This window comes from Zobellia sp. OII3, from assembly GCF_002211465.1.
GTDB classification, from domain to species: Bacteria; Bacteroidota; Bacteroidia; order Flavobacteriales; family Flavobacteriaceae; genus Zobellia; species Zobellia galactanivorans.
The window spans coordinates 1,372,360-1,398,047 of the sequence record NZ_MWRZ01000001.1; the positions used below are offsets into that span (position 1 = coordinate 1,372,360).

The 25,688-nt window shown below is 36.7% G+C and carries 17 protein-coding genes and 1 pseudogene; 14 read left to right on the top strand and 4 right to left on the bottom strand.

Annotated features, from left to right (window positions below):
• Nucleotides 1–15: 15 nt before the first annotated feature.
• The 4 genes and pseudogenes from B4Q04_RS05710 to B4Q04_RS05725 all read right to left on the bottom strand — a co-directional run bounded on the left by B4Q04_RS05710 (nt 16) and on the right by B4Q04_RS05725 (nt 8,136).
• Nucleotides 16–3,081, bottom strand: coding sequence for a SusC/RagA family TonB-linked outer membrane protein (locus B4Q04_RS05710; RefSeq protein WP_088696225.1), 3,066 nt, complete (start codon nt 3,079–3,081; stop codon nt 16–18).
• Between the two features lie 178 nt (nt 3,082–3,259).
• A complete protein-coding gene (locus B4Q04_RS05715; protein WP_088696226.1) occupies nt 3,260–6,991 on the bottom strand; it encodes an AraC family transcriptional regulator in 3,732 nt (1,243 codons plus the stop codon).
• A gap of 187 nt (nt 6,992–7,178) precedes the next feature.
• Nucleotides 7,179–7,543: pseudogene (locus B4Q04_RS05720) on the bottom strand (DUF4870 domain-containing protein).
• A 140-nt stretch (nt 7,544–7,683) separates the two neighbouring features.
• Nucleotides 7,684–8,136 (bottom strand): hypothetical protein, encoded by a 453-nt coding sequence (locus B4Q04_RS05725; RefSeq protein ID WP_123772336.1) that lies wholly within the window; start codon nt 8,134–8,136, stop codon nt 7,684–7,686.
• Nucleotides 8,137–8,280: 144 nt separating this feature from the next.
• Here B4Q04_RS05725 and mnmE point away from each other — a divergent pair, with 144 nt between their 5' ends.
• The 14 genes from mnmE (at nt 8,281) to B4Q04_RS05795 (ending at nt 25,686) form a co-directional block, all read left to right on the top strand.
• Complete coding sequence (gene mnmE, locus B4Q04_RS05730; RefSeq protein WP_088696228.1) at nt 8,281–9,678, top strand: tRNA uridine-5-carboxymethylaminomethyl(34) synthesis GTPase MnmE; 1,398 nt, start codon at nt 8,281–8,283, stop codon at nt 9,676–9,678.
• 217 nt (nt 9,679–9,895) lie between these two features.
• On the top strand, nt 9,896–10,261 hold the full coding sequence (locus B4Q04_RS05735; RefSeq protein ID WP_013622767.1) for a helix-turn-helix domain-containing protein: 366 nt from the start codon (nt 9,896–9,898) through the stop codon (nt 10,259–10,261).
• A 7-nt stretch (nt 10,262–10,268) separates the two neighbouring features.
• Nucleotides 10,269–11,363, top strand: coding sequence for a site-specific integrase (locus B4Q04_RS05740; protein ID WP_013622768.1), 1,095 nt, complete (start codon nt 10,269–10,271; stop codon nt 11,361–11,363).
• On the top strand, nt 11,363–12,310 hold the full coding sequence (locus tag B4Q04_RS05745) for a DUF6617 family protein (RefSeq protein WP_013622769.1): 948 nt from the start codon (nt 11,363–11,365) through the stop codon (nt 12,308–12,310). The genes B4Q04_RS05740 and B4Q04_RS05745 overlap by 1 nt, the downstream gene beginning before the upstream one ends.
• 156 nt (nt 12,311–12,466) lie before the next feature.
• Entirely contained in the window at nt 12,467–12,769 is a 303-nt protein-coding gene (locus B4Q04_RS05750) for a helix-turn-helix domain-containing protein (protein WP_013622770.1), read from the top strand.
• Entirely contained in the window at nt 12,766–13,062 is a 297-nt protein-coding gene (locus tag B4Q04_RS05755) for a helix-turn-helix domain-containing protein (RefSeq protein WP_013622771.1), read from the top strand. The genes B4Q04_RS05750 and B4Q04_RS05755 overlap by 4 nt, the downstream gene beginning before the upstream one ends.
• A complete protein-coding gene (locus B4Q04_RS05760; RefSeq protein WP_088696229.1) occupies nt 13,049–13,957 on the top strand; it encodes a BT4734/BF3469 family protein in 909 nt (302 codons plus the stop codon). The genes B4Q04_RS05755 and B4Q04_RS05760 overlap by 14 nt, the downstream gene beginning before the upstream one ends.
• Entirely contained in the window at nt 13,954–15,705 is a 1,752-nt protein-coding gene (locus tag B4Q04_RS05765; RefSeq protein ID WP_088696230.1) for a DUF3987 domain-containing protein, read from the top strand. The genes B4Q04_RS05760 and B4Q04_RS05765 overlap by 4 nt, the downstream gene beginning before the upstream one ends.
• 155 nt (nt 15,706–15,860) lie before the next feature.
• Entirely contained in the window at nt 15,861–16,157 is a 297-nt protein-coding gene (locus B4Q04_RS05770) for a helix-turn-helix domain-containing protein (protein WP_038507003.1), read from the top strand.
• A 15-nt stretch (nt 16,158–16,172) separates the two neighbouring features.
• Nucleotides 16,173–17,426 carry a hypothetical protein gene (locus B4Q04_RS05775; RefSeq protein ID WP_013622775.1) on the top strand — a complete coding sequence of 418 codons (1,254 nt, stop codon included), beginning with the start codon at nt 16,173–16,175 and terminating at the stop codon, nt 17,424–17,426.
• 21 nt (nt 17,427–17,447) lie between these two features.
• Nucleotides 17,448–19,559, top strand: coding sequence for a Piwi domain-containing protein (locus tag B4Q04_RS05780; RefSeq protein ID WP_088696231.1), 2,112 nt, complete (start codon nt 17,448–17,450; stop codon nt 19,557–19,559).
• A gap of 63 nt (nt 19,560–19,622) precedes the next feature.
• Nucleotides 19,623–20,018, top strand: a complete 396-nt coding sequence (locus B4Q04_RS05785; RefSeq protein ID WP_236630970.1) for a hypothetical protein — start codon at nt 19,623–19,625, stop codon at nt 20,016–20,018.
• A gap of 123 nt (nt 20,019–20,141) precedes the next feature.
• A complete protein-coding gene (locus B4Q04_RS05790; RefSeq protein ID WP_088696232.1) occupies nt 20,142–24,476 on the top strand; it encodes a CusA/CzcA family heavy metal efflux RND transporter in 4,335 nt (1,444 codons plus the stop codon).
• Nucleotides 24,477–24,480: 4 nt separating this feature from the next.
• Nucleotides 24,481–25,686 (top strand): efflux RND transporter periplasmic adaptor subunit, encoded by a 1,206-nt coding sequence (locus B4Q04_RS05795; protein ID WP_013622779.1) that lies wholly within the window; start codon nt 24,481–24,483, stop codon nt 25,684–25,686.
• The last annotated feature ends 2 nt before the right edge of the window (nt 25,687–25,688 follow it).

A 25,688-nucleotide genomic window follows, 5' to 3' on the forward strand; every position in this document is an offset into this window, starting at 1 on the left:
TTGTATTTTTTTAGGTTAGAGCGATAATGATAGACCGGCAGTAATGGTTCTTGACAATGGGTATCGTGCGATATCCAATCCTTTGCCACCAACTTCGGGGTCCATGCCCGTATAATCTGTAATGGTAAATAGGTTTTCTGCGGAGATGTAAAAACGCAATGACGAGCCGGGCAATACGGTATTCATAATCCGGTCGTTTATGGTATACCCAAGGGTTACGTTCTTCATTCTCAAGTATGAGGCATCTTCAAGATACCAGCTCGATGCCAGACCAAAGTTTTGGTTGTCGTCTTTGGTCGATAGCCTTGGTGTAGTGGCCCCTGTGTTGGAAGGAGACCATGCGTCAAGTACCCTGTTATCTAGGTTATATCCGGTAAGCGAAGCGTTATAGGTAGAAAACTTGTATCCGTTAAATACTTCAACACCTGAAACCCCTTGAAACAACATGCCTAAATCAAAATTTTTGTAATTCAGGTTCAGACCGAAGTTATAGGTAAAATCGGGTTGGTAACTGTCGTAAAAGACCTTGTCGTTATCATCTATTTTTCCATCATTGTTGCTATCGGCAAATTTAAAATCGCCAGGCTGGGCGTTGGGCTGTATTAGATTGCCGTCTTTTACATAGGCATCAATTTCCGCCTGATTTTGGAATATGCCCAATTGAGGCACTACATGAACCGAGTATAAGGCCCGTCCGACCTCTGAACGGAAGGGTCTAAGTACCCCTCTGACATTGTCGCTGTGGGCAATGAAGTTGATTCCACTTTTGTTATAACCATCTAGGTTTACTAGCTCGTTTTCAAGTACGCTGGTATTGGCATTGATGGTAAAGTCGAGGTCTCCTATTTGCTTGGAATAGCTTGCCGAAATTTCAAAGCCATTGTTCTTTACCTCTCCACCGTTTACATCGGCAGCCGATGTACCTTGGTGTAGATCTTCAAGACCGGGAAGGATCATTCCCTTGGTCGATTTTTCGAAGTAATCGAAAGTAAGGCTTAGACTATTGTTGAAAAGGGCCGCGTCAATACCAAAGTTGACTGATTCCGACACCTCCCAGTTCAGGTTCGGGTTCGATTGCTTTCCAACGTATGCGCCCTTGTCGTCATGTGAGGCGTCTTCGCCAATAGTAACTACCGTGGTGTTCAATGGAACGTCAAAAGAATAATAACCTACGGAGTTGATATTTCCTATTTGTCCCCAAGAAGCTCTAAATTTCAGGTCATTGATGGCTTCGACATTGAAGAATGATTCGTCTGACAATCGCCAGCCCACGGTGGCCGATGGAAAGTTATCCGCTTGATTGTTTACCGCTAAGCGTGAGGTCATATCCCTTCTGATACTCCCTGAGATAAAGTAGCGATTCTTGTAATTGTACATAACCCTACCAATGGCCGATGTCAAGGCATCTTCATAAACTGAGGTGCCGGGGTTTCTGATGACGGATGCATTCGATAGATATTGGTTGAACGCATCTTCGTTGCTAAAACCTTCCCCTCGGTTAGATAGGCTCTCAAAGTCCGTATGCTGGGAAGAATAGATAGCGGTAAGGTCTAGGTTGTGGTCGCCAAATGATCTTTTATAGCTCAATTGGTTGTCCCAGACCCAGCGGTTCGTGGTTGAGGTCGTCTGATCTAGGTAGTTGTTCGGGTTTGAACGCCCCAGTTCAGGTACTTTGGGCTGAAACCTTTTGTACTGCGAATGGGTATAACTGTATGAATAATTGGTTTTAAACGATAGGCCGTTCAAGATTTTATATTCTAAAAATACATTGGCGTTCAAAAAGTTTGTAGGCGCATTGGTCGTAGGTCTTAGCAAGAGGGCCAAAGGGTTGTACACATCACCATAGGCTCCTGCGAACTGTGATAGGTTTTCAGGGGCTACCCCGGCAAAACTGCCGTCGTCGTAACGGGTAGGGGAGGCTGAAGGCATGTAAACCGCATTAATGATGGTGCCGGAATAGGGGTTGTCGGTATTCGTTCCTACGGCCTCGGTTTTTGAAAAATAAACGTTTTCGCCAATTTTGATTTTGTCGGAAAGGTCAAAATCGGATTTCACCCTAAAATTATAGCGCTCAGAACTTGTTCCTTCCAAAAGGCCCTCTCTTTTGGTATATCCGAAGGAGGTAAGATAGTTCATGCTTTCACCTGCACCGCTTATGTTTATATTGGCATTGTTCATGCCTGCGGGCCTAAAAATGGCATCTACCCAGTTGGTACGGTTTACTTGTCCGTAGGGGTTTTGCTCGAGGTCGTGGGCAGATTGTCTTGGGGTTCCGGCATTATCCGCAGCGGTATTGTATGTGTTGGCTTGCTGTTGTGCCGTAAGCGGGGTTGGTAGGTTGGTGGCTTCTTGGATACCACCATAGTAGTCTACGGTAATACGGGGTTTGCCCATCTCTCCTTTTTTGGTTTGGATTACGATGACCCCCGATGCTGCTTGTGCCCCATAAATAGCTGCTGATGCCGCATCCTTAAGAACAGAAATGGAGGCAATATCGTTAGGGTTGATGGCAGGGCCATAATAAGGAACACCATCTACTACGGTAAGCGGACTTTCATTAGCGAAAGTTCCTAGACCGCGAATAACGACGTTGCCGCTAGAGGTAGGGTCACCACCTTGGTTTAGTACGGTTACACCGGCAACATTACCTTGTAAGAACTCCGTAGCGTTCGTAACGGGTCTTGACGCAATACTCTCTACATTGCTTACCGTTGCAATAGCTGTTGTTAAATCACCTTTTCTTGAGGAGCCGTAGCCGATAAGGACTACTTCATCCAAGAAGCTGGCTTCTTCATTCATCGATACATTCAGGACCTGGTCTCCTGAAAAGTTTACTTCTTTAGTGGCAAAACCCAGGGAAGAGAACACTAGGGTTCCACTTTCTTCGGAGAGGCTTAGCGTAAAGTTACCGTCAAAATCTGTTGAGGTACCGGTTTGGGTTTCCCCTTTCAGTACAATCGATACCGAAGGAACCGGCATTCCATCTGTTTCGGAAACTACCGTTCCCTTTACTGTTACTTGCGAATAAGAAAAGGAAATACATCCTAATGCTATTAGCAGAACTAAGTACACTTTTTTCATTTAGGTAGAATTTTAAATTGGTTATGAACCAAAAGTAGTCGGAGGTGCTACTTCTTCCAGATGAAAAAAGAATCATAAAGGTGTACTTATGCCTCAAAAAAGGGGGTGAATGGTTTCTTTTTAGTGCACTTTCGTTACAATAATTTTAACGTAACATTGTGATAATATGTAGCTAACGTTAGGCGTTGTCGGTTTTGGCGCGATATGCTTTTGGGCTATAATCGAAATTTTTCTTAAATAGGCGGCTAAAGTACTTAGGGTCGTTAAAACCGCATTCTATACTTATTTCGGAAATGTTCAAGGTGTGGTTTTTAAGTAGAAATTCGGCTTTTTGCAGGCGTAACTTTATAATGACGTCGGAAGGGGACTGCTGGAGCACCTCTTTAAAGGCCCGATAGCATTTGATCTTTGATACGAAAAGCAATTCTTGTAGCTTCTGAACATTAAAGGAGGGGTCGTTGAGGTTCTTGTTTATCAGGGCCAATGCCTTTTTTACCAGTTTTTCGTTGACCGATAGGGTTTTGGTCTCATCGAAAGGCGGAACATAGAAGAGGTGTTTTGATGTGTTGTTCGCATATTCTTTTCTGACGGATGTGAGTTTCGAGATTTTACTTTGAATAAAAGACTTGCTTACGGGCAACTGTATAAAGGTGTCTACGCCAAGTTCCGTAGTCTGTATGCGCAATGAATGGTTTATTTCTTCGGAAACGTACAGCACCGAAACGGCTATCTGGGTCCCGTTGCTCTTTATAAGATGAAAGAGTTGTACCAACTGTTCGTCAATGGGAATATTGTATAGGGCCAGGCAATGTATGTTTACGTGCTTGATGGCCGAGCTTACCGCTGATGCCGTTTTTTCAAAGATTAGATTGTTGTCGGGGTGGTCGAATAATTGAAGGGCCGGCAAGGCGTCGTCATCATTACAAAAAACTAGAATGTTGTTTTTGTCCGAGGGTAGCTTTTCATTTAGGTCGAGGTGCTTCCATAAGACTTCTTCTACCTTATTGTTTTCGGTATCTACCACCTTGATCGGCAAGTGTACCGAAATGATCAGTTCGTCGTTTTTTTCAATGCTAAGGTTTCCTTCCATAGCAGCTAGCAGGGTGTTCGATGCTTTGTAATACGGACTGTAATGTTGTATGCTGAAAAAGTTGTCGGAGAGTACTTTACTGTCCGACTTTATAAAGAGTCCTAAGGAATTACCTTTTGTCCTTACCGTAAGTTTTAGGTAGCTGTCTTTCGAAAGGTATTTGAGAATGTCGTTAAAGAGGTATTTGAAAAACAATTTAAAACGGAGGGAGTCTAGTTCTACCCATTGGTCTTCGATATCTAGGGTGTAGTCTAAATTGATTTTCGATTTTCGGGCATGTGTAGCGAGTCCGTCTACAAGTACTTTTATGGTTTGTCTTATTTTGGTCGCCGATTTTTTTAGTTCGCCTATGTCCTTAGAGTTGGTAAGGTAGTCCCATTCCGATAGCAATGTGATCAATTTGTTCGACTCCTTATTGATATTTCGTTTTGTGCCGTCGTCTTCGTTCAGTTCTTTGGTGTTCTCAATAATTTTGGAAACCGGTTCCTTGAACTCCGACAATACGAAGGTCTTGAACTTTTCGATTTCAAAATCTTCGTTTTTAAGCTGGTGATAAGAGCTTAAGAGTTCTTCCCTTTGGCGATTGATTTCTTTGTTTTTTTCATCTAAGGTATGGTTGACCTTCAAGAGCCGTTCTTTTTGCCGGTTTATGGTTTCGGTCCGTTCCTCTATTTTACGTTCCAATTCTTTCTGGTTTTGCGCAATGTTGCGGTTTCGTACCAGTACCCAGCTTGTAAGGCTTAGTAGTAAGGTGGTCAATAGAAGTAGGTAGAAGAGGGTGGTCTTGTAAAACGGTTTTTTGATGATGATGGGAATGCCTTTAAAGGCTAGGTCTTTGTCAGAAGAGTTTTTTACTTCAAAAATATATTCGCCATCGGGCAGACCGGTGTAATGGACACGGCCTTGGCCTTCCTTGAATTCTTGAAAATCGGTATCGTAACCGGAAAGTTTATACAGTACCCGATTGTTGGGGTCTTGCGTAAAAACAACGGGTTCGATCTTTATATCTAGGGAATTGTCGATAAAATTTTTAGTAATACCTTTCGTAAAATCGCTGGTATCGTCTATTTCGATCTTTATTTTCGGTAGTTTTTTGGTAATGTTCAGACTCGCTGGCGAAAAGTAGTTGAGCCCGTTTATTCCCGCAAAGAACAAGGTGCCTTTGCGGTCTTGGTAGTAGGCGCCCTCTGAGAATTCACGGGCCTGCCAGCCTTCATCCATATTCAGGCCTGTAACTGAAAAATCGTTTCTGTCTACGGCGGCAATCCCTTTGGTCGTACTCACCCAAACCTTATCGCTGTCTAAGAGCAGGCCATATACCATATGGCTCGGGAGGCCCTGTTTTTCTGAAATATGTTGTATAAGCCCCTTGTTTTTGTCGTATACGCTGATGCCGCCAAGGCTTCCCGTCCAATAATAACCCGACTGCTTGTCTTTAAAGGAAGAATAGACGCTATTGCCCAAGAGTCCGTCTTTTACCGTGATGTCCGTTAGTTCGCCAGTGGCAAGGTCAAGCAATACCAGACCTTCGTTTTCGGTGCTGACCAAAAGCTCGTTATCGGCGTATTCTATGTTTCTGATATGGTATGGGGCCAATGCCGATTGACCTTTAAAAGCCTCAAAGCTATCGGTCTTCAGGTTGAATTTGGCCACCCCTCCCCAACAGGCTATATAGAGCTGATTACCGTTGTCTTCTTGAAACGAATAGTTTCTGTCGTTGGGAAGATTGGCGGTGTTTTTAGATTGATACAGGGTATAGCCGTTCTTCTTAATTCGAATAATACCGGCATAGGTGCCTGCCCAAATTTCACCATTGGAGGTGGTGTAAAGCGACCGTACCCGCCCCCAGTCTGAATTTTCTTGGGCCTCGGCAATATGATATTTTAAGTAGCACGGTTCTTCTTGGTCAAAGTAAAACAGGCCTTTTGTGTAATATCCGAGCCAGATGCGATTATTGAAGTCCTTGGTAATTGCCCGTATGGTTTCGTTGGGTAAATGTGGATATTTGTTCGGATGTGGTATAATTGTAGAGATTTGCTCAGAGCCGCTATAGGCCATGCTAAGGCCTCCGTCTTTATGTCCTAACCATATATTGCCAAAACTGTCCTCGTATATTTTTTCTACTTCATTGCTGCCAAAACTATAGGGGTCGTAGAGGTCGTGAAAGTAATGATCGATCTGCTCATTGTCGCGGTTGGTCGTGCTGTTGGGAATGATATAGATACCGTTCCTTCGGGTGGCATACCAGATATGTCCGGATTTGTCTTTGAGGACATCGTTGATAATGGTATTCGGAAATTTGTCCAAAAGAAGCTCCCTGAGGATACTGTTGTCTTCCTTTTTTTTCTCGACAAATTGAGCTTTTTTAAAGTCGCCATCGATAAATTCGTAACGGGTATTATCGGTCCGGATGCCTATTCCTCCCTCTTTGGTGAGGGCCATATATTGTAGGGGTTCATCAAAGGAAAAATTTTGAAACTTGCCGTTGCCTAGGTGTTTGCTTATTTTTTTATCCTTTGTAACAATCCAAATATTTCCTTGGCCGTCTTTTTTTAGATGCTGAATATTGTTTCCGGCTATGGAAGTCGAATTTTTTATATCGTGTTTGTAGACCGTGAATTTTTGGCCGTTGTAACTGTTGAGTCCGTCCCAAGTGGCAATCCATAATATACCATCGTCATCGCTTATCAAATCGGTGATGGAATTATTCGAAAGCCCGTCGTTGGTACTGAGGGTCTTGAATTTTATATTTTGCCCAAAAACCGGGTTGATGGACAAAAGTATAAGGAGTGCATATAACAGTAAGTAGGGTGGTTTCATGTTGGTTGGTTCTGCGATGCTTTGGGGCGCAGGTTAAAAATATGAAATTTAAGCTATACCAGCGTAATCGGTATATCGATGTTAATGGTTTGATGTTGTTCGGGGGGTATAGAAGCAAAAAGCCCGCGATAATACTATCGCGGGCCGAGTATGGTCATAGACCTATTTGTTCTATAAAAGGTGATTTTTACGAGATAAACCGAATGGTCATAAAATTGCTTGGAGTTTCGCCGTTGCTTGCTTTTACAGCATTCACGATGGGAATTACAAAAGCGATTATGCCAATGAAGATCAAACTTAAGATGCCTAGGCCTAAAAGCAAAATGGCCGGAATACTAAGTATGGTAAAAAGGAGCATACTCAATTGAAAATTGACAATCGACTTGCCATGCTCGTCCATGCCGTCAACGTTGTCCTTTGTGGAGAGCCTAGTATTAAGGGTACGATAAGCCCGCCAAAACCGGTTACATAGGTCAGCAACTGTGATAGGTGTGCAATGACCAATAGTTGATTGTTCTTTTCTAATGATTTGTTTTGATTGATGACTTCCATTTTTTGATTGTTTAGGGGTTCTAAATATAAGACGAGCTAAAAAGCAAAATGTTACAATTTAAGATGGCGATAAGAAATAAAAAAATCCCGTACGACATGGAGTGTACGGGATTTTTGAAAATAAATTTTAGTGGATACTACTATAGCTTACGCTCTATTTTCAACAGTTTTTCCTGATTCTTTGCAATGCTACTTTTTAGTTTGCTTAGTTTCTTTTCGATTTTAGTGATATCGTTGGGAGAAAGTTTTCCTTTGATTTTGTCCACTTCCATTTTGTTGCTGATCTTGCTGACTTTCTTTTCGTCGCGGTCCAAGGTTTTTCTGATCGCACTGATTTTGTCATTCAGTTTTTCGATTCTTTTAGCTGCTTTATCAGCTCTTTTTTGCTCTTTTTTAGCGGCTTTGGCCGCCTTTTCGGCTTCTTTAGCTTCTCTTTCGGCCGCTTCGATTTGTTTTCTGATTTCCTTGGCTTCCCTTTCCGCTTGTTCGACTTGGGAAATAGAGTCGTTTTGAACTTCTCCTTCTTCTTGGGCAAAGGTCAAGGTGGTCATACCTATAAAAATCACACAAAAAGTCAATAAACGTATTTTCATAATAAATTTAATTTATAATAGTTAATGGAGGCGCGAAGGTAGATATTTTCGGCTATTGTTGCACTTTGGTGCAATTATATTTTTGTCGTACAAGAAGGCCGAAGACTTCTATCTGTTTTTGAGTACTTTTGCAAAAACTCATGAATGATCCCTAACGATAACATCATAGCATTGGCCACGCCTTCAGGTGCCGGGGCTATTGCGGTAATACGTATTTCTGGCGAAAAGGCCATAGATATCGTAGCCCCCTTTTTTCAATCGGCCTATGGTAAGGATTTGACCAAGAAGAAGAGCCATACCATTAGTTTGGGCCATATTGTCGATGGAGGGAAGTTGTTGGACGAGGTTCTTGTATCGGTTTTTAAAGGGCCGAATTCGTATACAGGGGAGAACGTTGTCGAGATTTCATGTCATGGTTCCCCATTTATTCAACAACAGCTCATTCAGCTCTTCTTAAGGAACGGATGTAGAACGGCCGAAGCAGGGGAGTTTACCCTTAGGGCCTTCCTCAATGGTAAAATGGACCTTAGCCAGGCTGAAGCGGTGGCTGACCTGATAGCCAGTGATAATGCGGCCAGTCACCAGATAGCCATGCAGCAGATGCGCGGCGGCTTTAGTAACGAGATCAAGTCTTTGAGACAAGAGCTCTTGAACTTCGCGTCTTTAATTGAATTGGAGTTGGATTTTTCTGAGGAAGATGTAGAGTTCGCCGACCGTACGCAGTTTAAGGAGTTGCTTGGGCGTATTCAGAAAGTATTGAAGGGATTGATCGATTCTTTTGCCGTAGGAAACGTTATTAAAAACGGGATCCCGGTAGCCATTGTGGGTGAACCCAATGTGGGAAAATCTACCTTGCTCAATGCATTTTTGAATGAAGAGCGTGCCTTGGTTTCCGATATTGCAGGCACTACTAGGGATACGATAGAAGACGAGATCTCGATTGGAGGTATCGGTTTTCGTTTTATCGATACGGCAGGGATACGCGAAACGGAAGATGTGGTTGAGGGTATGGGTATAAAACGGACTTTCGAAAAGATCGAACAGGCTCAGGTCGTTTTGCTTCTTGTTGACGGGGCCAAGCTTAGGGCCAATAGTGACAAGCTAAAAAACATTGTAGTCGATTTCGAAAAAATAAAAAACCGCAACCCGCAAAAACCTTTGCTTCTATTGGTAAACAAGTCCGATACTTTGACCGAAAAGGATAAGGAAAATATTGCAGGGGCATTAAGTGAGGTGAGGTATATTTCTGCCAAAACCGGAGAAGGGGTAGAGGACTTGCAGAACAAACTTTTGGAATTCGTAAATACGGGAGCCTTGCGTAACAATGAGACAATTGTAACCAATACACGGCACTACAATTCGCTCTTAAAAGCGCTTGAGGAAATAGAAAAGGTGCAATTTGGTATGGAAGAAGGGCTCTCTAGCGACCTTATGGCCATTGATGTTCGCGAAGCCCTATATCATTTAGGGGAGATAACCGGCCAAGTGACCAATGATGAACTATTGGGGAATATTTTCGCTAATTTTTGTATTGGGAAGTAACTTACTTTCTTTTATTTGTTAATCCCTTATTATTGTTGACTTTATAGTGTTTTATCTTCTTTTATTTGTTGTTTATTTGCTCTTTTTTGATTAAATTTGTTGTATATCTGTTGCCTGAAATATAGAATTGTTGCCCATTTCTGTTGGCGAAGATATTGGCGAAATGATGCACCATAACGCACCACGTTGCACCATTACGCTACATAAAGCACCATTTATGAGCAGTAATTTATTCATTCCAAAAACTTGTAAGCATTGCGGTAATGCATTTACAGCACGTACAACAGTTACTAAATACTGTGGCGATACTTGTGCAAAAAGAGCTTATAAGGCACGCAAACGTCAAGAAAAAATTCAAGCTACTCTTACTGAAGATATGCAACAGCAAAAACAAGTTGTTGAAGTTCGCAATCCTAATGCTGTAAATAACAAAGATTTTTTAAGCGTAACAGAAGCCTCACAACTGATTGGCGTGAGTAGATGGACCATTCAAAGAATGATTCAACAAGGACGTTTAAAAGCAGTTCCTTTTGGTAGAAAGCGTATTGTGGCCAGATGGCAAATAGAAAACCTTTTTAATTAATTCCATTATGAAAGTAACATTAAGACAACGCAAGAAGAACGACAAAATAAGTCTGTATTTAGATTACTATCATAAAGGCAAACGTAAAACAGAATACTTACGCTTATACCTTACACCTAATCCTAAAACCAAAACTGAAAGAGAGGTTAATAAGAAAACCAAACAATTGGCTGAAACTATATGTGCACAGCGACAAATAGAAATTCAAAATGGTATTTATGGCTTTCAAGATATTGAAAAGCTAAAAGGTAGTTTTATTACTTATATCACAGCTTTAGCAGAAAAGAAAAATACAAGCTCTGGCAATTATGGTAATTGGAATAGTATGCTAAAACATTTAAAAAAGTTTTGTCCAACAGATGTTAGTTTTCAAGATATAGACAAATCGTTTGTTGAGCGTTTCAAAGAGTATTTAGATAAAGAAGCAATAGGTAGAGCAGGTAAGCAATTGTCTCAAAATTCAAAATATTCGTATTATGGTAAATTTTCAGCGGCATTAAAACAGGCGGTCAAGGATGGAATTTTAAAAGTAAATCCTGCAAATGGTGTAGAGTATTTTAAACAAGGAGAACCTCAACGAGAATTTTTAACGCTTGATGAATTACAAAAAGCAGTTAATACAGAATGTGAACTGCCTATCTTAAAGAATGCTTTTATTTTTTCAGCTTTAACCGGATTACGTTGGTCAGATATTGAAAAACTGATATGGTCAGAAATCCAGCACTCAAAAGAAATGGGATATTATATCCGATTTAGACAAAAGAAAACTAAAGGTGTCGAAACCTTACCAATATCAGACCAAGCAAGAAATCTATTAGGAGAAAAAGGTAATCCAGACGATAAAGTATTTGATGGCTTACATTATAGTGCCTGGTCTAATTTAAAATTACAACAATGGATGATGAAGGCAGGTATTACTAAAACTATTACGTTTCATTGTGCGCGTCATACCTACGCTACCTTACAATTAACTTTGGGTACAGACATATATACTGTATCAAAATTATTAGGTCATAAAGAGTTACGAACTACACAGATATATGCCAAAGTAATTGACGATAAAAAGAAAGAAGCTGCTAACCGTATTCAACTGGATTTATAATGAAAGGAAGTATATTTTCAAGTTTGGTTTCTATAACCAATGGCTTACATAGAGATAATAGACAGGAAAAGGATTTTAAATACTTATTGTCTGATTTTAAATTGAACCAAAAAGCTAATAACGCAGTTTTTAAAGTAAACTTTAAAAAGCCTTTAAATGCGAAAAAAGAATACTATCAAAAGCTAATAATTAATGAAACAGAAAATACAGTAGCATCATTTGTAAAGGAATTTCCGAAAAATGCAACTACACCAGAAAATAAATACAGCTATACCATTCTACTTAATAAATTTGATAAGTACTTAAATGACATTGCAACTTATATCAATAAAAGAGGTATAACAACAGATTTAAATAATGATGACAATTATATCATAAACTACTTAAAAGTATCTGTAATAAGGTTGTATGCTGAACTACAAGAGCAATACGGACAATTTTCGGAAAATACAAAATTCTCAATTTCTGAAATTGCAGAAAAATACTTTAATGATGAAACTTTTGATGTTAGCTTAATAGAAAAGAACACCACTAAAAAAGTTGCTACCAAAAAAACATCAAAAACGAAAGCAACACCCAAGACTTCTTTTGGATATAAAAGTAATGACACTTCAACTTTGCTAACTGTACTTAAACAAGTAAATCTAAAAATCGATTTGTTAGATAACCGCACAACTGTTGAACATTTGCACCAATTGTTATTAGCAAAAGATTTTGCAAATACAGAATCGCAAATTTATCTTCAATGCGAAACTACACAGTTTAGTTACCTTGTAACAAAACTTAAACCATTTTTTAATGGTTTCAATCCTACCTCAATAGAACGTTCTGGAAAATTTATTACTAAAACAGGTACGCTATTAAAGGCGAATAATCTTCACAAAAACAAAATTCACAACCCAAAAGAAAAGGAAGAAATAGATAAAATCATCCAACAACTGCAATAAAAAACAGTAAGAATAGTAAGAAACCTTACTGTTGTCTTACCCTTGTTTTACACTCTTACTAAAATCGGGAAGCCAATTTTCAACCTTTGTCCTGTTCTTGAAAACCAAGAATGACATTTGGCCAGATGTCCTCATTTATTTAAAACAAAATAAACGATGGACACAAATATCATCGAAAAGTTAGACCGCATTGAAAAACTCTTATTAGAGCAACAAACAATGCAAAAGCAAGTATTAAACTTTAATGAAACTTGCAAGTATTTAGAATTATCCCAATCGCACTTGTATAAACTCACAAGTACGGGAACCATTCCACATTATAAACCGAATGGTAAAAAGATTTATTTCCAAAGAGAAGAGTTAGACCATTGGTTACTGCGTAACCGTATGAACTCAAGAGACGAAATCGAACAGCAAGCTGCCGATTACCTTATTAAGAAAGGAGCGGTGAAGTTATGACTGAAATAATCGATTTACTCTTAACGCTCTCTCAAGAAATAAAGGACATTAAAGCACGTATCGAATTGTTACGACAATCGAGAGCAGAAGTATTAAAAGATACGTGGATAGACAATCAAGATGTATTGCAGACCTTACATATAAGTAAGCGAACGCTACAAACTTTAAGAACCAATGGCACTTTGCCTTACAGCAAAGTAAAAGGTAAATTTTACTATAAAGTTGCTGACATAGAGCAATTGCTTCAAGACAACTACTACAACCATAATTTCAAGCAAGATGGAAATAAGTAGAGAAGCAATTTTAGACAAAACACATTATGGTTTAAAAATCTATGCCTATGTGTTGAGACAGTATTATCCTAATCAAACAGTCCTTTCTGTAAAAGGAAGGGACTGTGGGATAACTCGAAACCCTTTTAATGGTGGTAAAGAAACCTTGCGGATTCATATTGATGGTATTATAGCAACACATCGAGATACAGAATTAGAAGCCTTTAAAGGTGATGTATTCGATTTTGCACAATATCATTTTAGAATAACCGATGAAGAAGATTTGTACCAGAAGATAAATCAAGAGCTACATCTAAATTTAGAAGTCAAGGAAAAAGACGAATTGGAATGGCTTAATGAACCAGACGATACGTGGTATGCCAACTGTAGCTTTTTTAAAGCACCTGTTCGCAATGTGTTTCCTTCGGAAACCTTGCGATTACATCAAGTATTTGCATTAATCACAAGTAATAAATACAAAAAGATTACTGAAGAATTAAGAGCAATTACCAATGTAAAAGAAGCACGTAAATTCAAAGCGAATCGCTTTGATTACGTAACACTTTCAGGAACATTTGAAAAACGAAGCGATAACAATTTGCTAAAGCATTCTAATTTATTAACCATTGATTTTGACCATTTAGAGAATCTACAAGAGTTAAGAACACAGCTCTTAAATGATGAATATTTTGAAACCGAAATGCTATTCATATCACCATCTGGCGATGGCCTAAAATGGATTATTAGAATAGATATTTCAGAAGTAACACATTCAGAATATTTCACAGCAGTAGCAAATTACATTAAACACAATTATAACATTGAGGTTGACCAGTCAGGTAAAGACGTTTCCAGAGCGTGTTTTTTACCATATGACCCAACAGCCTTTTTACATAAAAGACATCAAGCATTATGACTAAAATATTTAACCCAAAAGATTGGTTAGAAGTTCCTAAAGAGCCAACAAAACCAAAAAGCAACACAGCAACAACTAATGTTGTTGCTGTTGCTGATAACGACATTGAATCCTACATTTCAGCAATCGAGCAATCAGGTACAGACATAACAGGAAGTTATGCCACTTGGAGAGATTTAGGCTTTGCTTTAGCAGAAGAATATGGAGAAATAGGTAGAGATTATTTCCACCGTATGAGTAAAAATTATGCAGGTTACGATGCTAAAGAGTGTGATGCACAATTCGATAAATGCTCAAACGCAAAAGGACACGGAATTACAATTGCTACCTTTTATCACTATGCACATCAGTCAGGTATCAAACCGACTAAACAACAGTATAACAACGAAGTTGCAACAAACGTTGCAACTGTTGTCGATACAGCCAACCAATCAATGCCTACAATACCAGAAACGGTATATGAGAATTTGCCACAGTTTTTACAACAAGTTGTAAATCCTGCTAATGGACAAGAAGAAAAGGATATTTTATTGTTAGGTTCATTAACAGCATTTAGTGCGTGTTTTCCTAAACTCTTTGGTATCTATGACCAACGTAGAGTATTCAGCAACTTATATTTATTTGTAACCGCACCTGCATCTGCAGGTAAAGGAAGACTTAACCAAATTAAAAATTTGGTAGAGCCTGTTCATAAATTAAAACGAGAACAAGCCAAAGTATTAAAGCAGCAATTTCAAGCAGTAACTGCTACTTATAATATGAATAAAGGCAAAGATGAAAACTTGGAAAAACCGAGTAAACCGCCAGAGCGAATGCTGTTCATTCCTGCCAACAATAGTGTAACAGGCGTATATCAATTAATTTCTGATAATAAAGGCAGAGGTTTAATTTTTGAAACCGAAGGCGATACATTAGCACAAGCCTTTAAAAGTGATTATGGCAATTATTCCGATGGATTTCGTAAAGCATTTCATCACGAAACCATAAGCTATTATCGTAGAACAGATAGAGAATATGTAGATATTGAGAAACCGTGCTTGTCAACAGTATTATCAGGCACACCTAAACAAGTGGCAACCTTAATACCCAATGCAGAAAATGGGCTATTTAGTCGCTTTATGTTTTACTATATGAATATAAAACCAACTTGGAAAAATGTATTTCAAAATAGTAATAAGTTAGGTTTAGATGATTACTATAACCAATTAGGTAGTGAGTTTTTAGAATTGTACAAAACGCTAAAAAACAACCCAGAGATTGAAATACGATTAACCACAACCCAACAACAGCAATTCAATACGTTCTTTGAATCCTTACAGACCAAATACATCAACCTACAACCCGAAGAGTACATCGCAACAATAAGGCGATTAGGCTTAATTGCGTTTAGGATAATGATGCTATTCACAGCATTCCGAATTATGGAGGATGGTGATGTAAACGCAACTAAAGAATGTGAGGATATAGATTTTGAAAATGCACTAACCATAATTTCAATTTTAGTAAAACACAGTAGTAAAGTATTTAATGATTTACCAATAGAGCAAAAAGCAACAAAACGCTTAAATAGAAAAGAACGCTTTTTAGAAAGTTTGCCAAAGCAATTTAGCAGACAAGAGTATTTAGATTTAGCCACAAAACAAAGCATCGCACACAAAACCGCAGAAGGCTATATTACCAAATTTGTTGATGCAGGTTTAATATACAGAGAAGCACACAACAACTATTCAAATCCTGCAAAGACATAGTTAAGGATTTTAAGGATTTAAGGATATGATTAAATTGACTTCCTCAAATCCTTAATATCCTCATTACCTGTTAATAACTGTTTATATCTTTTTACTTTCCTTTGGTTTCCTTTTGTTAAATTAGACAAAATTTGACAAGTCTAAATAATTCTATTATGGAGTTTGGAGAGTACATACGTTCATTGCGTGAAAAACGCAATTTGCTATTAAGGGAAATGGCTGCAAACCTAAATATGGATGTTGCCTATTTAAGTAAAATAGAACGAGGAAATCGGATGGCAAGACGCGAACAAGTAGTTGCTTTTGCCAAAACATTAAAAGAAGACGAAAACGAATTAATTAAGCTATGGATGTCCGAACAAATTGTACTAATGCTCAAAAATGAAAAGGAGCGTACGGAAATCCTCAAAATAGCTGAAGAAAAAATTAGTAAGATTGTAAAAAAGGGTTAGGATTTAAAGTAATTTATGTTTAAAGAGAATAAATATTATGGCGAGGTATGGTTTAAATCTGCAGAGGATAATAAGTGCTTTTGTGTATTAGAGTTAATTAATGATGAAGTACACATAACGACCAATTTGTCAGAAAGATTACCTGCCTATCAAATAGAGTTAATTTATGGGGTTTTTACAGGTTTAGGCTATTTAACTTTTGTAAACTGCAAGATTAAAAACAGTAGCAATGGAATAGTAGAGACTAAAACTTATAAGCCTAAATATACGTTTGCTTGTGCATATCATTTAATTGAACCTATAGGTTTGAAAATTAATGAATTTCAAATTGACAATTTAGCAATAGTGAGTTGGGTTAGAAAAATGCATTGGTATAATTCTTTAGAAGACAAACTTGAAAAAGAGGATGACGTAGTCCACAATACGAATATTACTGAAGACTTATCTATTAAAATCACAAAATCAACATCATATACTTCTAACCACAACTTTTTTAGAATGGACAATGTTGGATATGTCGATTTTAAATCAGAAAAAAAATTGAGTATTCTTGAGAGTATAGATTTATATAATTCATTTCAAAAATTATTTCATTTTTTATACGGTAAGTCTGTACAATTTAAAGCTTTTAATTTTAAATGTTTAAGCTGTGGTAATTGGGCTTCGTTATATTACAAGGATGATTTCAACAAAGAAAACATATCTGGTTTTATAGCGCTTGACTATGATACTATTAAAGATGATTTGTCCAATATAATTAAGCATTGGTATAACAATGAAGGCATAGGTTATTGTGCTGATATTATTATCGAAAATTTACTCTCGGTTAAAACGAGCCATAGTAGGCGATTTACAAATTCCTATACAGCTTTCGAAGCTTATAGTTTGAAATTTGGTAATAAGATTAAGAACTCATCTTTTGCCAAAGATTTATTAGAACAAAAGCAATTATTAGTCGATATAACTAATATTCCAGAAGATGATATTAAAACATATGTATCAAAGATTGTTCGTCATCGAGATTATTTAATACATCGCACTAAAACAAAAAACAATATTTTTTCACAGTTTGAACTATTGTATATATCCTTTTTATTAGATTATTTGGTTGGTTTAGGCTTGGTGAAACAAATGGAAGTTTCTGATAAAATTATTGAAAAAATAATAGAGCGTGCTAAATCTACATACCAAGATATGCAGTCTGTAAATAGACTACTAAACAAAGATTTATTAGTTGATAACAATAATAAAGTTCAACCTTCTATGTAAAATTACAATATAATTTCATTTATGCAAGAACACCTCAAAACCAACATACTAAACTTTAAATGGCCTAATAGTGCGCCTACTATTTATTTAACTTTAGAGGATATTGAAGGTAGTCATCCTATCCATAAATCTAAATTTTCAAGGCAGATAAAAGAGGTGTTTCCAGATGCAGACTTATCTAACAAAGACCAAATATTTACAACATTTACAACAGAAATACCAGATGCACCAAGCATTAAGCTAAATTTAGTAGATAGTAGAGAATTAAGAATTTATAAGCAATTCCTTAAACATAAATTAAGAAGCTATTTTAAATCGAAAGACTATATAGTAGTAAAAAACTTCGTTGGTGATGTACAAGTGTGGATGCCTTCAAAAAAAGGGAATACAGCAGACTATAACCTCTACTATAAATTTTCATTTAAGATACAGTTTGCAAAACTCACAGACTTACCAGAGTTAATTGTATCATACGATGGTACTTCAAAAGTCCTTACAACATCGGTTAAGGATATAGAGGATTCAGAGTTAATAAAACGTTGTGTATATGGTCAAAAAACGTTCAATTACCAAATGGACCTCGATACAGAGGAAAAACAAGAATTTTACAATGCTATTCAGTTTGACCAAGCATACCCAATTTTTAATTTGTCATTAGCACGAGCATTAGATATACCTATTGAGGAACCTATAAGACCAATTAATAAATATCAAAAGTACGTAGCACTTATTAATAATTTTGCAACCAACTATCTGTTTAAAGAAGATTTTAAAGTCATATTTCCATTTAAAACTGATACGTTTATAGATGTGCCACTCAATCGTATCAACCATATCGACCCACAAGTAGGTTTATTGGAATTTGGTAAAGACCAATACGGTAACAAGAAAACCCATTTAGTGCCTAAAAAGGCAATGAATATCCTAAACCCTTACAGACGTCCAAACAATCAAAATATCAAGATATTTTTCATTTGCCATACTTCTCATAAAGATTCGGTATTGTCTTTCTATCAAAATTTAAAGGAAGGTGTAAATACAGAAAAGAATTATTATAAAGGATTAGAAGCCTATGTGAACATTAAAGCATCATCATCCAAAGAACACTTCATTGAATTTACCAACGAAAACGACCCAATACCAGAAATAATTGAAAAGTTAGAGAGTTTAACCTTCGACCACGATAATGTGCTTTACGCAGCTTTTTATTTAAGTCCTTTCGATAAGTTCACACAAAATCCCGAAGACCGCGAAATCTATATTCAAATCAAAGAACTGTTTTTAAATGAAGGCATTGTTACACAAGTGGTAGATTATGAAAAAATGGTGGTCAATATCGAGAATCAATACAACTTCCAATTTTCATTGCAAAATATGGCGTTAGCTATTCACGCCAAATTAGGTGGCGCACCTTGGAAACTTGCAGTAACCGATAAAAAAGAATTAGTAATAGGTGTTGGTGCATTTACCAATCAAGGCGAAAACAGACGTTATATAGCAAGTGCCTTTAGTTTTCAAAACAATGGCTTATTTAGAAAGTTCGAATATTTTGACCAAAGCGAAACAGACCTATTGGCAGGAAGTATATGTAAAGCCATTAGAGATTTTACATCGGTTGCAGAAGCAGATAAAGTAGTCATTCACTTCTATAAGGAAATGAGTTACGAGGAACTAAAACCAATTATTAGAGGGATGCATACATTAGGGTTAAAAATTCCGCTCTACATTCTAAATATCAATAAAACAGAAGCAGAAGATATTATTGCTTACGACCTTAATTGGAACAAAAAGTTAATGCCTGTAAGTGGTACATACATACGTATTAGCGAAAATCAATTTTTGTTGTTTAATAATGCACGTTACCCTAATTCACAGCGGTATTCAGATACAGATGGTTATCCGTTCCCAATAAAAATTAAGGTAAGCAGTCCAGATGAAGATGCTTTTGAAGATGCAGATGTAGTGTTAGAATTATTAACACAAGTGTATCAGTTTAGCAGATTATATTGGAAATCGCTTCGACAACAAAATGTACCAATCACAATAAAATATCCAGAAATGGTAGCACAAATAGCACCACGTTTTAATAATGGCGTTCCAGACGATGCTAAAGATGCTCTATGGTTTTTGTAATTTACCAATCAATTTATTTGCAACACCATTGCATTCAATAATTTGTATATTTGTATAAATTATATGAAAATATTTGTTTCCATATCAATGTCTATTTTATTCTTTTTTCAAGGGATAAGCATAGATATGGACTTTTGTGGTCCAATTAAAGAAATTTCAAATGTAATTACCCATTATCAAGACCATAAAGTTTATGGAGACTCTTTCTTTGAATATGTAGTTGAAGATTACATTGAGAGCGATGCTAAAAATGAAGAGCATCATCATAACCCAGATAAGGAGAATACACCAGTCCATTCCCATAATCAATGTTGTCACCCTTTGGTATTAATTATTGCGAACAATAATTTGGCTTTAACCAATCGATTAAAGTTTGAAGAGAAAAAACAATATAATTTACATAAAGTAAACTTCACTTCCAGATATTTGGAATCACTTTTCCAGCCACCTAAAGTATAATTCAGTTTTTTAATGGATAGCTATATCCAATTTTGAGCCTAAAGGGTTCATTTCATTTCGTGTAATTCTATTTTCTTATATCAGAATTGTATCGAATAGTTTAACTGAATTAATACATTTTCTATGATTAATAAAATCATTGATTTTTCAATCAATAACAAATTCATTATTGGTTTGCTTACGCTTACCATAATCGGAACAGGTATTTGGAGTATGACCAAAGTGCCAATCGATGCTGTTCCAGATATTACCAATAACCAAGTACAGGTTATAACACAATCCCCCAATTTAGGTACTGAAGATATTGAGCAAATTGTTACTTATCCAATTGAAGTGGCAATGAGCAATCTTCCTGATGTTCAGGAAATAAGGTCAATTTCTCGTTTTGGCTTATCTGTGGTTACTATTGTATTTGATGATGATATGGGAACATATCTACCTCGCCAATTAGTAGCCGAAAAACTAAACAAAGTCAAAGAGCAAATACCTGCTGGATTTGGCGAACCTACAATGGGGCCTATTTCAACAGGTTTAGGAGAGATTTACCAATACACACTAAAAGTTGCACCAGAGTTTAAAGACAAATACAACATTGCAGATTTACGCTCAATGCAAGACTGGATTGTACAGCGTCAAATGGCAATGGTTCCTGGTGTGGTAGAAGTAAACGCTATTGGTGGAAAAATAAAACAATACGAAGTAGCGGTTGACCCAAACGATTTAAATGCTATTGGCCTTACCATTACAGATGTGTTTAATGCACTTGAAGCCAATAATCAAAATACAGGAGGTGCATATATTGAAAAGAACCATCAAGCCAATTTTATTCGTGGTGAAGGCTTGGTGAGAAGTTTAGAGGACATTAAAAAAATCACTGTCAAGAATATTAATAATATACCTGTCACTATTGGCGATATTGCTACGGTACAATTTGGCTCTGCAATTCGTTACGGTGCATTAACCCAAGATGGTGAAGGAGAAGTTGTAGGTGGATTGGTAATGATGCTAAAAGGAGCTAATTCCAATGATGTTATTGCCAATGTAAAAGAGCGAATGACTCAAATTGAAAAGTCGTTACCAGAAGGCGTAATTATTGAACCATTATTAGACCGAAGTAAATTAATTGGCGAAACAACTTCTACAGTAACAACTAATCTTATTGAAGGTGCATTAATCGTCATTTTTGTGTTGGTCTTTTTATTAGGTAATTGGCGAGGAGGTTTAATAGTTGCCTCTACTATTCCATTATCCTTATTATTTGCTTTTATTTTAATGAATGTTTTTGATGTTTGGGTAAACCTAATGAGTTTAGGAGCAATTGATTTCGGAATCATTGTAGATGGTGCTGTAATTATTGTTGAAAGCACTGTTTTTCTTATAGCATCACAAGTTTTGAAAAAGAAACAACTTACATCTAAAGAAAGAGATAAAGTTGCTTCTAATGCTTCAAAAAAGATGATGAATGCTGCCTTCTTCGGTCAGTTGATTATCCTTATCGTTTTTCTACCCATTTTAGCCTTACAAGGTATTGAAGGAAAGATGTTTAAACCAATGGCTTTGACCTTTATTTTTGCTATGATTGGTGCAATGGTACTTTGTTTAACCTATGTGCCAATGATGTCAGCTTTAATATTAAGAGCACCTAAAAACGATAAAAAATCTTATGGAGATAGATTTGTGCATTGGGTTGAAGATAAATACCAACCTTTATTGGTTAGAGCCTTGCGAAAAGGGAAATGGGTAATTGGTATTGCAGTTGTGTTGTTCGGAATAACCGTTTTTATGTTTTCAAGAATGGGTGGCGAGTTCATTCCGCAACTCGATGAAGGTGATATTGCATTTCACGCTATTTTAAAACCAGGTAGTTCACTTACAGAAACTATTGAAACTACTACCAAAATAGAACAAATAGTAAAAGCAAAATTTCCAGAAGTTGATAAAATTGTGAGTCGTATTGGTGTTGCCGAAATTCCAACCGACCCGATGCCTATGGATATTGCCGATGTTTTTGTAATTCTGAAACCTAAAAGTGAATGGACTACTATAGAATCAAAAGATGAATTGATTGAAGCAATGAAAGAAGCAGTTGAAATGGTTCCTGGTGTTAATTATGAGTTTACACAACCTATTGAAATGCGTTTTAACGAGTTATTAGAAGGTGTTCGTGAAGATATTGCTATAAAACTTTATGGTGAAGACATTGATATTCTATCTCAAAAAGCCGAAGAAATATCTAAAATTATCGCAGGTACTGAAGGTATTGGTGATATGAAAGCGGAAGCCACAACAGGTTTGCCACAAATGACAATCAATTACAACAGGAATAAATTGGCGCAATATGGTCTTCAAATAAATACGCTTAATCAAACCGTACAATCTGCATTTGCAGGTGGTACAGCAGGTGTAATTTTTGAAGGTGAAAAACGCTTCGATTTAGTAGTACGATTAAGCGATCAAAACCGTAAGGATATTTCAGATGTTCAAAACCTGTATATCAATTTACCTTCGGGTGCTCAAATTCCTTTACGTGAAATTGCAGATGTAAGCTATAAAGCAGGACCAATGCAAATCAGTAGAGATAACACCAATAGAAGAACCTATGTAGGTGTTAATGTTAGAGGACGTGATGTAAAATCGTTAGTAACTGAAATTAAATCAAAATTAGATGCACAATTAGAATTACCATCAGGTTATTTTATTCGTTATGGTGGTGCATTTGAAAATTTAGAACGTGCCAGCAACCGATTACAAACCGTTGTGCCTATTGCATTGTTACTCATATTTATACTAATATATTTTGCATTAAAATCTTTACCACAGACCTTAATGATTTACATAGCTATTCCAATGGCAACTATTGGTGGTGTTGTGGCGTTGTGGTTACGTGATATGCCATTTAGTATTTCGGCAGGTGTTGGTTTTATTGTGCTGTTTGGTGTTGCAGTTTTAAATGGTTTGGTAATGATAAGCGGACTCAACGAATTAAAAGAAGAAGGTGTAACCAATCTAAAGGATAGAATAGTTGAAGGTACTAAACGAAGAATCAGACCTATTATGCTAACTGCTTTTACAGATGTATTAGGCTTTCTACCAATGGCTATTTCATCATCAGCTGGTGCAGAAGTACAACGTCCATTGGCAACGGTTGTTATTGGTGGATTATTAACTTCAACTTTGCTTACCTTATTTGTTTTACCAATTTTATATCATTGGGTAGAAAACAAATCTTTTACGTTTAAGCCAAATAAAAAGTTAGTAACAGCAACAGCAGTTGTATTATTACTATTTGGCTTTTCACCACAAAGTAATGCACAAGAGTTGAATGATACAATTCCCGAAATTTCATTACAGGAAGCTGTTAAACTCGCAAAAAGTAATTATCCATTATTGAAGCAAAAGCAGTTGGAAATTACAAAACAAGAACAATTAAAATCGACTGCCTATGATTTCGGAACGACTCAAATTTTTACAGGTGGAGAAGAAATTGATAATGGAAATGGCATCTATACAACCATTGGTATTGGTCAATCAAATATCGATGTATTTGGCATTGGTTCTAAAAAGAAGCTACAAGAACAACGCATTCAATTGGAACACAAAGCCTTTCAACTTTCCGAGTTGGAATTAGAATTGGAAGTTAAAAAAGCTTGGTCTAATTGCTATCAAATGAAACAAAACTATGATTTGTATAAGGAATTGGATTCCATTTATTCCAAATTCGAGCAAGCAGTAGCTTTAAATTATGAAGTCGAAGCTATTTCTAAATTAGAATATTCGGCAGCAAAAAATCAAGCGTTTCAAATTCAGAATAAAAAAGCGCAAGCCTATAGTAATTATCTTATTGCCTTACAGCAATTCAATTTGTGGTTGGTATCAGAAGAAATTTTTACAGTTTCAGATGAATTTGAGGTAGCGATAGATAGTGATATGGAAACATTCAGTATTGAAAGTCATCCATTGTACAGTATGTCGCAGAGCATTGTAGATGAAGCGGAAGCTAAATATAAAGCTGCAAAAGCAGATAATTTGCCAAAGTTCAATCTTCAAGGTGGTTTACAAAAAGTAAATGGCAATTCAGGATTTTACACCTATCAAGCAGGAATTTCAATTCCGTTTTTATCAGGTTCTAGCAAAGCACAAGTTAGAAGTGCCAGAATTGATAAAGAAATAGCGGAAACCAATGTAGCGTTCAAAAAACAGGAAGTACAATCAAGGTTTGTTCAGGCTAAAGAAAATTATATGAAATGGAAAACATCTTGGGAGTTTTACAAAGACCAAGTTTTACCATTAACAAAAGAGCAAAAAACAGGTGCATTACTGGCATATAGAGAAGGCGAAATTGATTATACTGCATTTACGCAGTTGATAAAAGAAGCAATTCAATCGGAACTGGAAGCACAGACTGCATTAGTAAACTATTTAGAAAGCACATTTCAATTACAATATTTTAATAAATAAGACAATGAAAAACAAAATATATAAAATCCTTACCGTAATGGTGTTAGCCATATTTGTTTCAGCTTGCGGAAATAAAGAAAATCATAACGAGAATGATGGTCATTCCCACGATGAGGAAGAAAAAACAGAAGTTAACGAAGAGCATCACGATGAAGACGAAGTAATGCTTTCACAACAGCAATTCGATGCATTGAAAATGAAAATAGATACGTTAGCATTACGTAATATGAGCGGCTATGTAGAAGCAAACGGAACGTTAGAAGTACCACCACAAAACGAAGCAGCTATTACTACTGTTGTTGGTGCAAATGTCGTTTCAATTGAAGTGATTGAAGGTGATAAGGTTAATAAAGGTCAAGTTGTGGCTTATCTATCGCACCCAAATATCATACAAGCGCAAACGGATTATTTAAACGCTTATAGCAATAGCGAGCTTGCAAAGAAAAATTATGAACGTCAACAAAAATTGTACGATGCTGGTGTTGGTTCTGGTGCTAATTTCCAGAAAGCAGAAGCAGAATATCAAGCATCAAAAGCAATGGTTAATGGTTTAGAAGCGCAATTAAGAATACTCAACGTTAACACTACATCAGTTCGCAATGGAACAATTGCACAGCGCATAGCATTGCGAAGTCCAATAGAAGGCTTTGTGCAAAAAGTTGAAGTAAAAACAGGTCAATATGTAGAGCCACAAACCGAATTATTTGAAATTGTAAATACGCATCACGTTCACGCCGATTTAATGGTTTTTGAAAAAGATGTTTATAAAGTACAGAAAGGTCAGAAAGTTAACTTTACGGTACAATCCATACCAGATGCAGAGCTTATCGCAGAAATCTATTCCGTAAGCAAAACCTTTGAGGACAACCCAAAAGCAGTCCACGTTCACGCAGAAATAGAAAACAAAAAAGGTAACTTAATTCCTGGTATGTATATTCAAGGTAAAATTCAAGTAGATAATACCCAAACAAAAGCTTTACCAGAAAGTGCAATTATAAAAGAAGGCGAAAGATATTATGTGTTTTCAGTAGAAAAAGAAAATGACGATTGGAGCTTTAAACCTATCGAAGTTGTGTTAGGCACTAAAGATGGTGATTGGGTATCGGTTCAATTTACTGAAAACATAGAAAGTAATACAAAATTTGCTTATAACAATGCTTATTATCTTAACGCAGAAATGAAAAAAGGAGAAGCAGAACACGCACATTAATT

Excerpts from the sequence above, each read along its gene's own strand:
- B4Q04_RS05715 (WP_088696226.1), bottom strand. The coding sequence starts at position 6,991 with ATGAAACCACCCTACTTACTGTTATATGCACTCCTTATACTTTTGTCC.
- B4Q04_RS05795 (WP_013622779.1), top strand. The coding sequence starts at position 24,481 with ATGAAAAACAAAATATATAAAATCCTTACCGTAATGGTGTTAGCCATA.
- B4Q04_RS05775 (WP_013622775.1), top strand. The coding sequence starts at position 16,173 with ATGTTTAAAGAGAATAAATATTATGGCGAGGTATGGTTTAAATCTGCA.
- B4Q04_RS05760 (WP_088696229.1), top strand. The coding sequence starts at position 13,049 with ATGGAAATAAGTAGAGAAGCAATTTTAGACAAAACACATTATGGTTTA.
- B4Q04_RS05770 (WP_038507003.1), top strand. The coding sequence starts at position 15,861 with ATGGAGTTTGGAGAGTACATACGTTCATTGCGTGAAAAACGCAATTTG.
- B4Q04_RS05790 (WP_088696232.1), top strand. The coding sequence starts at position 20,142 with ATGATTAATAAAATCATTGATTTTTCAATCAATAACAAATTCATTATT.
- B4Q04_RS05740 (WP_013622768.1), top strand. The coding sequence starts at position 10,269 with ATGAAAGTAACATTAAGACAACGCAAGAAGAACGACAAAATAAGTCTG.
- B4Q04_RS05725 (WP_123772336.1), bottom strand. The coding sequence starts at position 8,136 with ATGAAAATACGTTTATTGACTTTTTGTGTGATTTTTATAGGTATGACC.
- B4Q04_RS05780 (WP_088696231.1), top strand. The coding sequence starts at position 17,448 with ATGCAAGAACACCTCAAAACCAACATACTAAACTTTAAATGGCCTAAT.
- mnmE (WP_088696228.1), top strand. The coding sequence starts at position 8,281 with ATGATCCCTAACGATAACATCATAGCATTGGCCACGCCTTCAGGTGCC.
- B4Q04_RS05765 (WP_088696230.1), top strand. The coding sequence starts at position 13,954 with ATGACTAAAATATTTAACCCAAAAGATTGGTTAGAAGTTCCTAAAGAG.
- B4Q04_RS05750 (WP_013622770.1), top strand. The coding sequence starts at position 12,467 with ATGGACACAAATATCATCGAAAAGTTAGACCGCATTGAAAAACTCTTA.
- B4Q04_RS05755 (WP_013622771.1), top strand. The coding sequence starts at position 12,766 with ATGACTGAAATAATCGATTTACTCTTAACGCTCTCTCAAGAAATAAAG.
- B4Q04_RS05735 (WP_013622767.1), top strand. The coding sequence starts at position 9,896 with ATGAGCAGTAATTTATTCATTCCAAAAACTTGTAAGCATTGCGGTAAT.
- B4Q04_RS05710 (WP_088696225.1), bottom strand. The coding sequence starts at position 3,081 with ATGAAAAAAGTGTACTTAGTTCTGCTAATAGCATTAGGATGTATTTCC.
- B4Q04_RS05785 (WP_236630970.1), top strand. The coding sequence starts at position 19,623 with ATGAAAATATTTGTTTCCATATCAATGTCTATTTTATTCTTTTTTCAA.
- B4Q04_RS05745 (WP_013622769.1), top strand. The coding sequence starts at position 11,363 with ATGAAAGGAAGTATATTTTCAAGTTTGGTTTCTATAACCAATGGCTTA.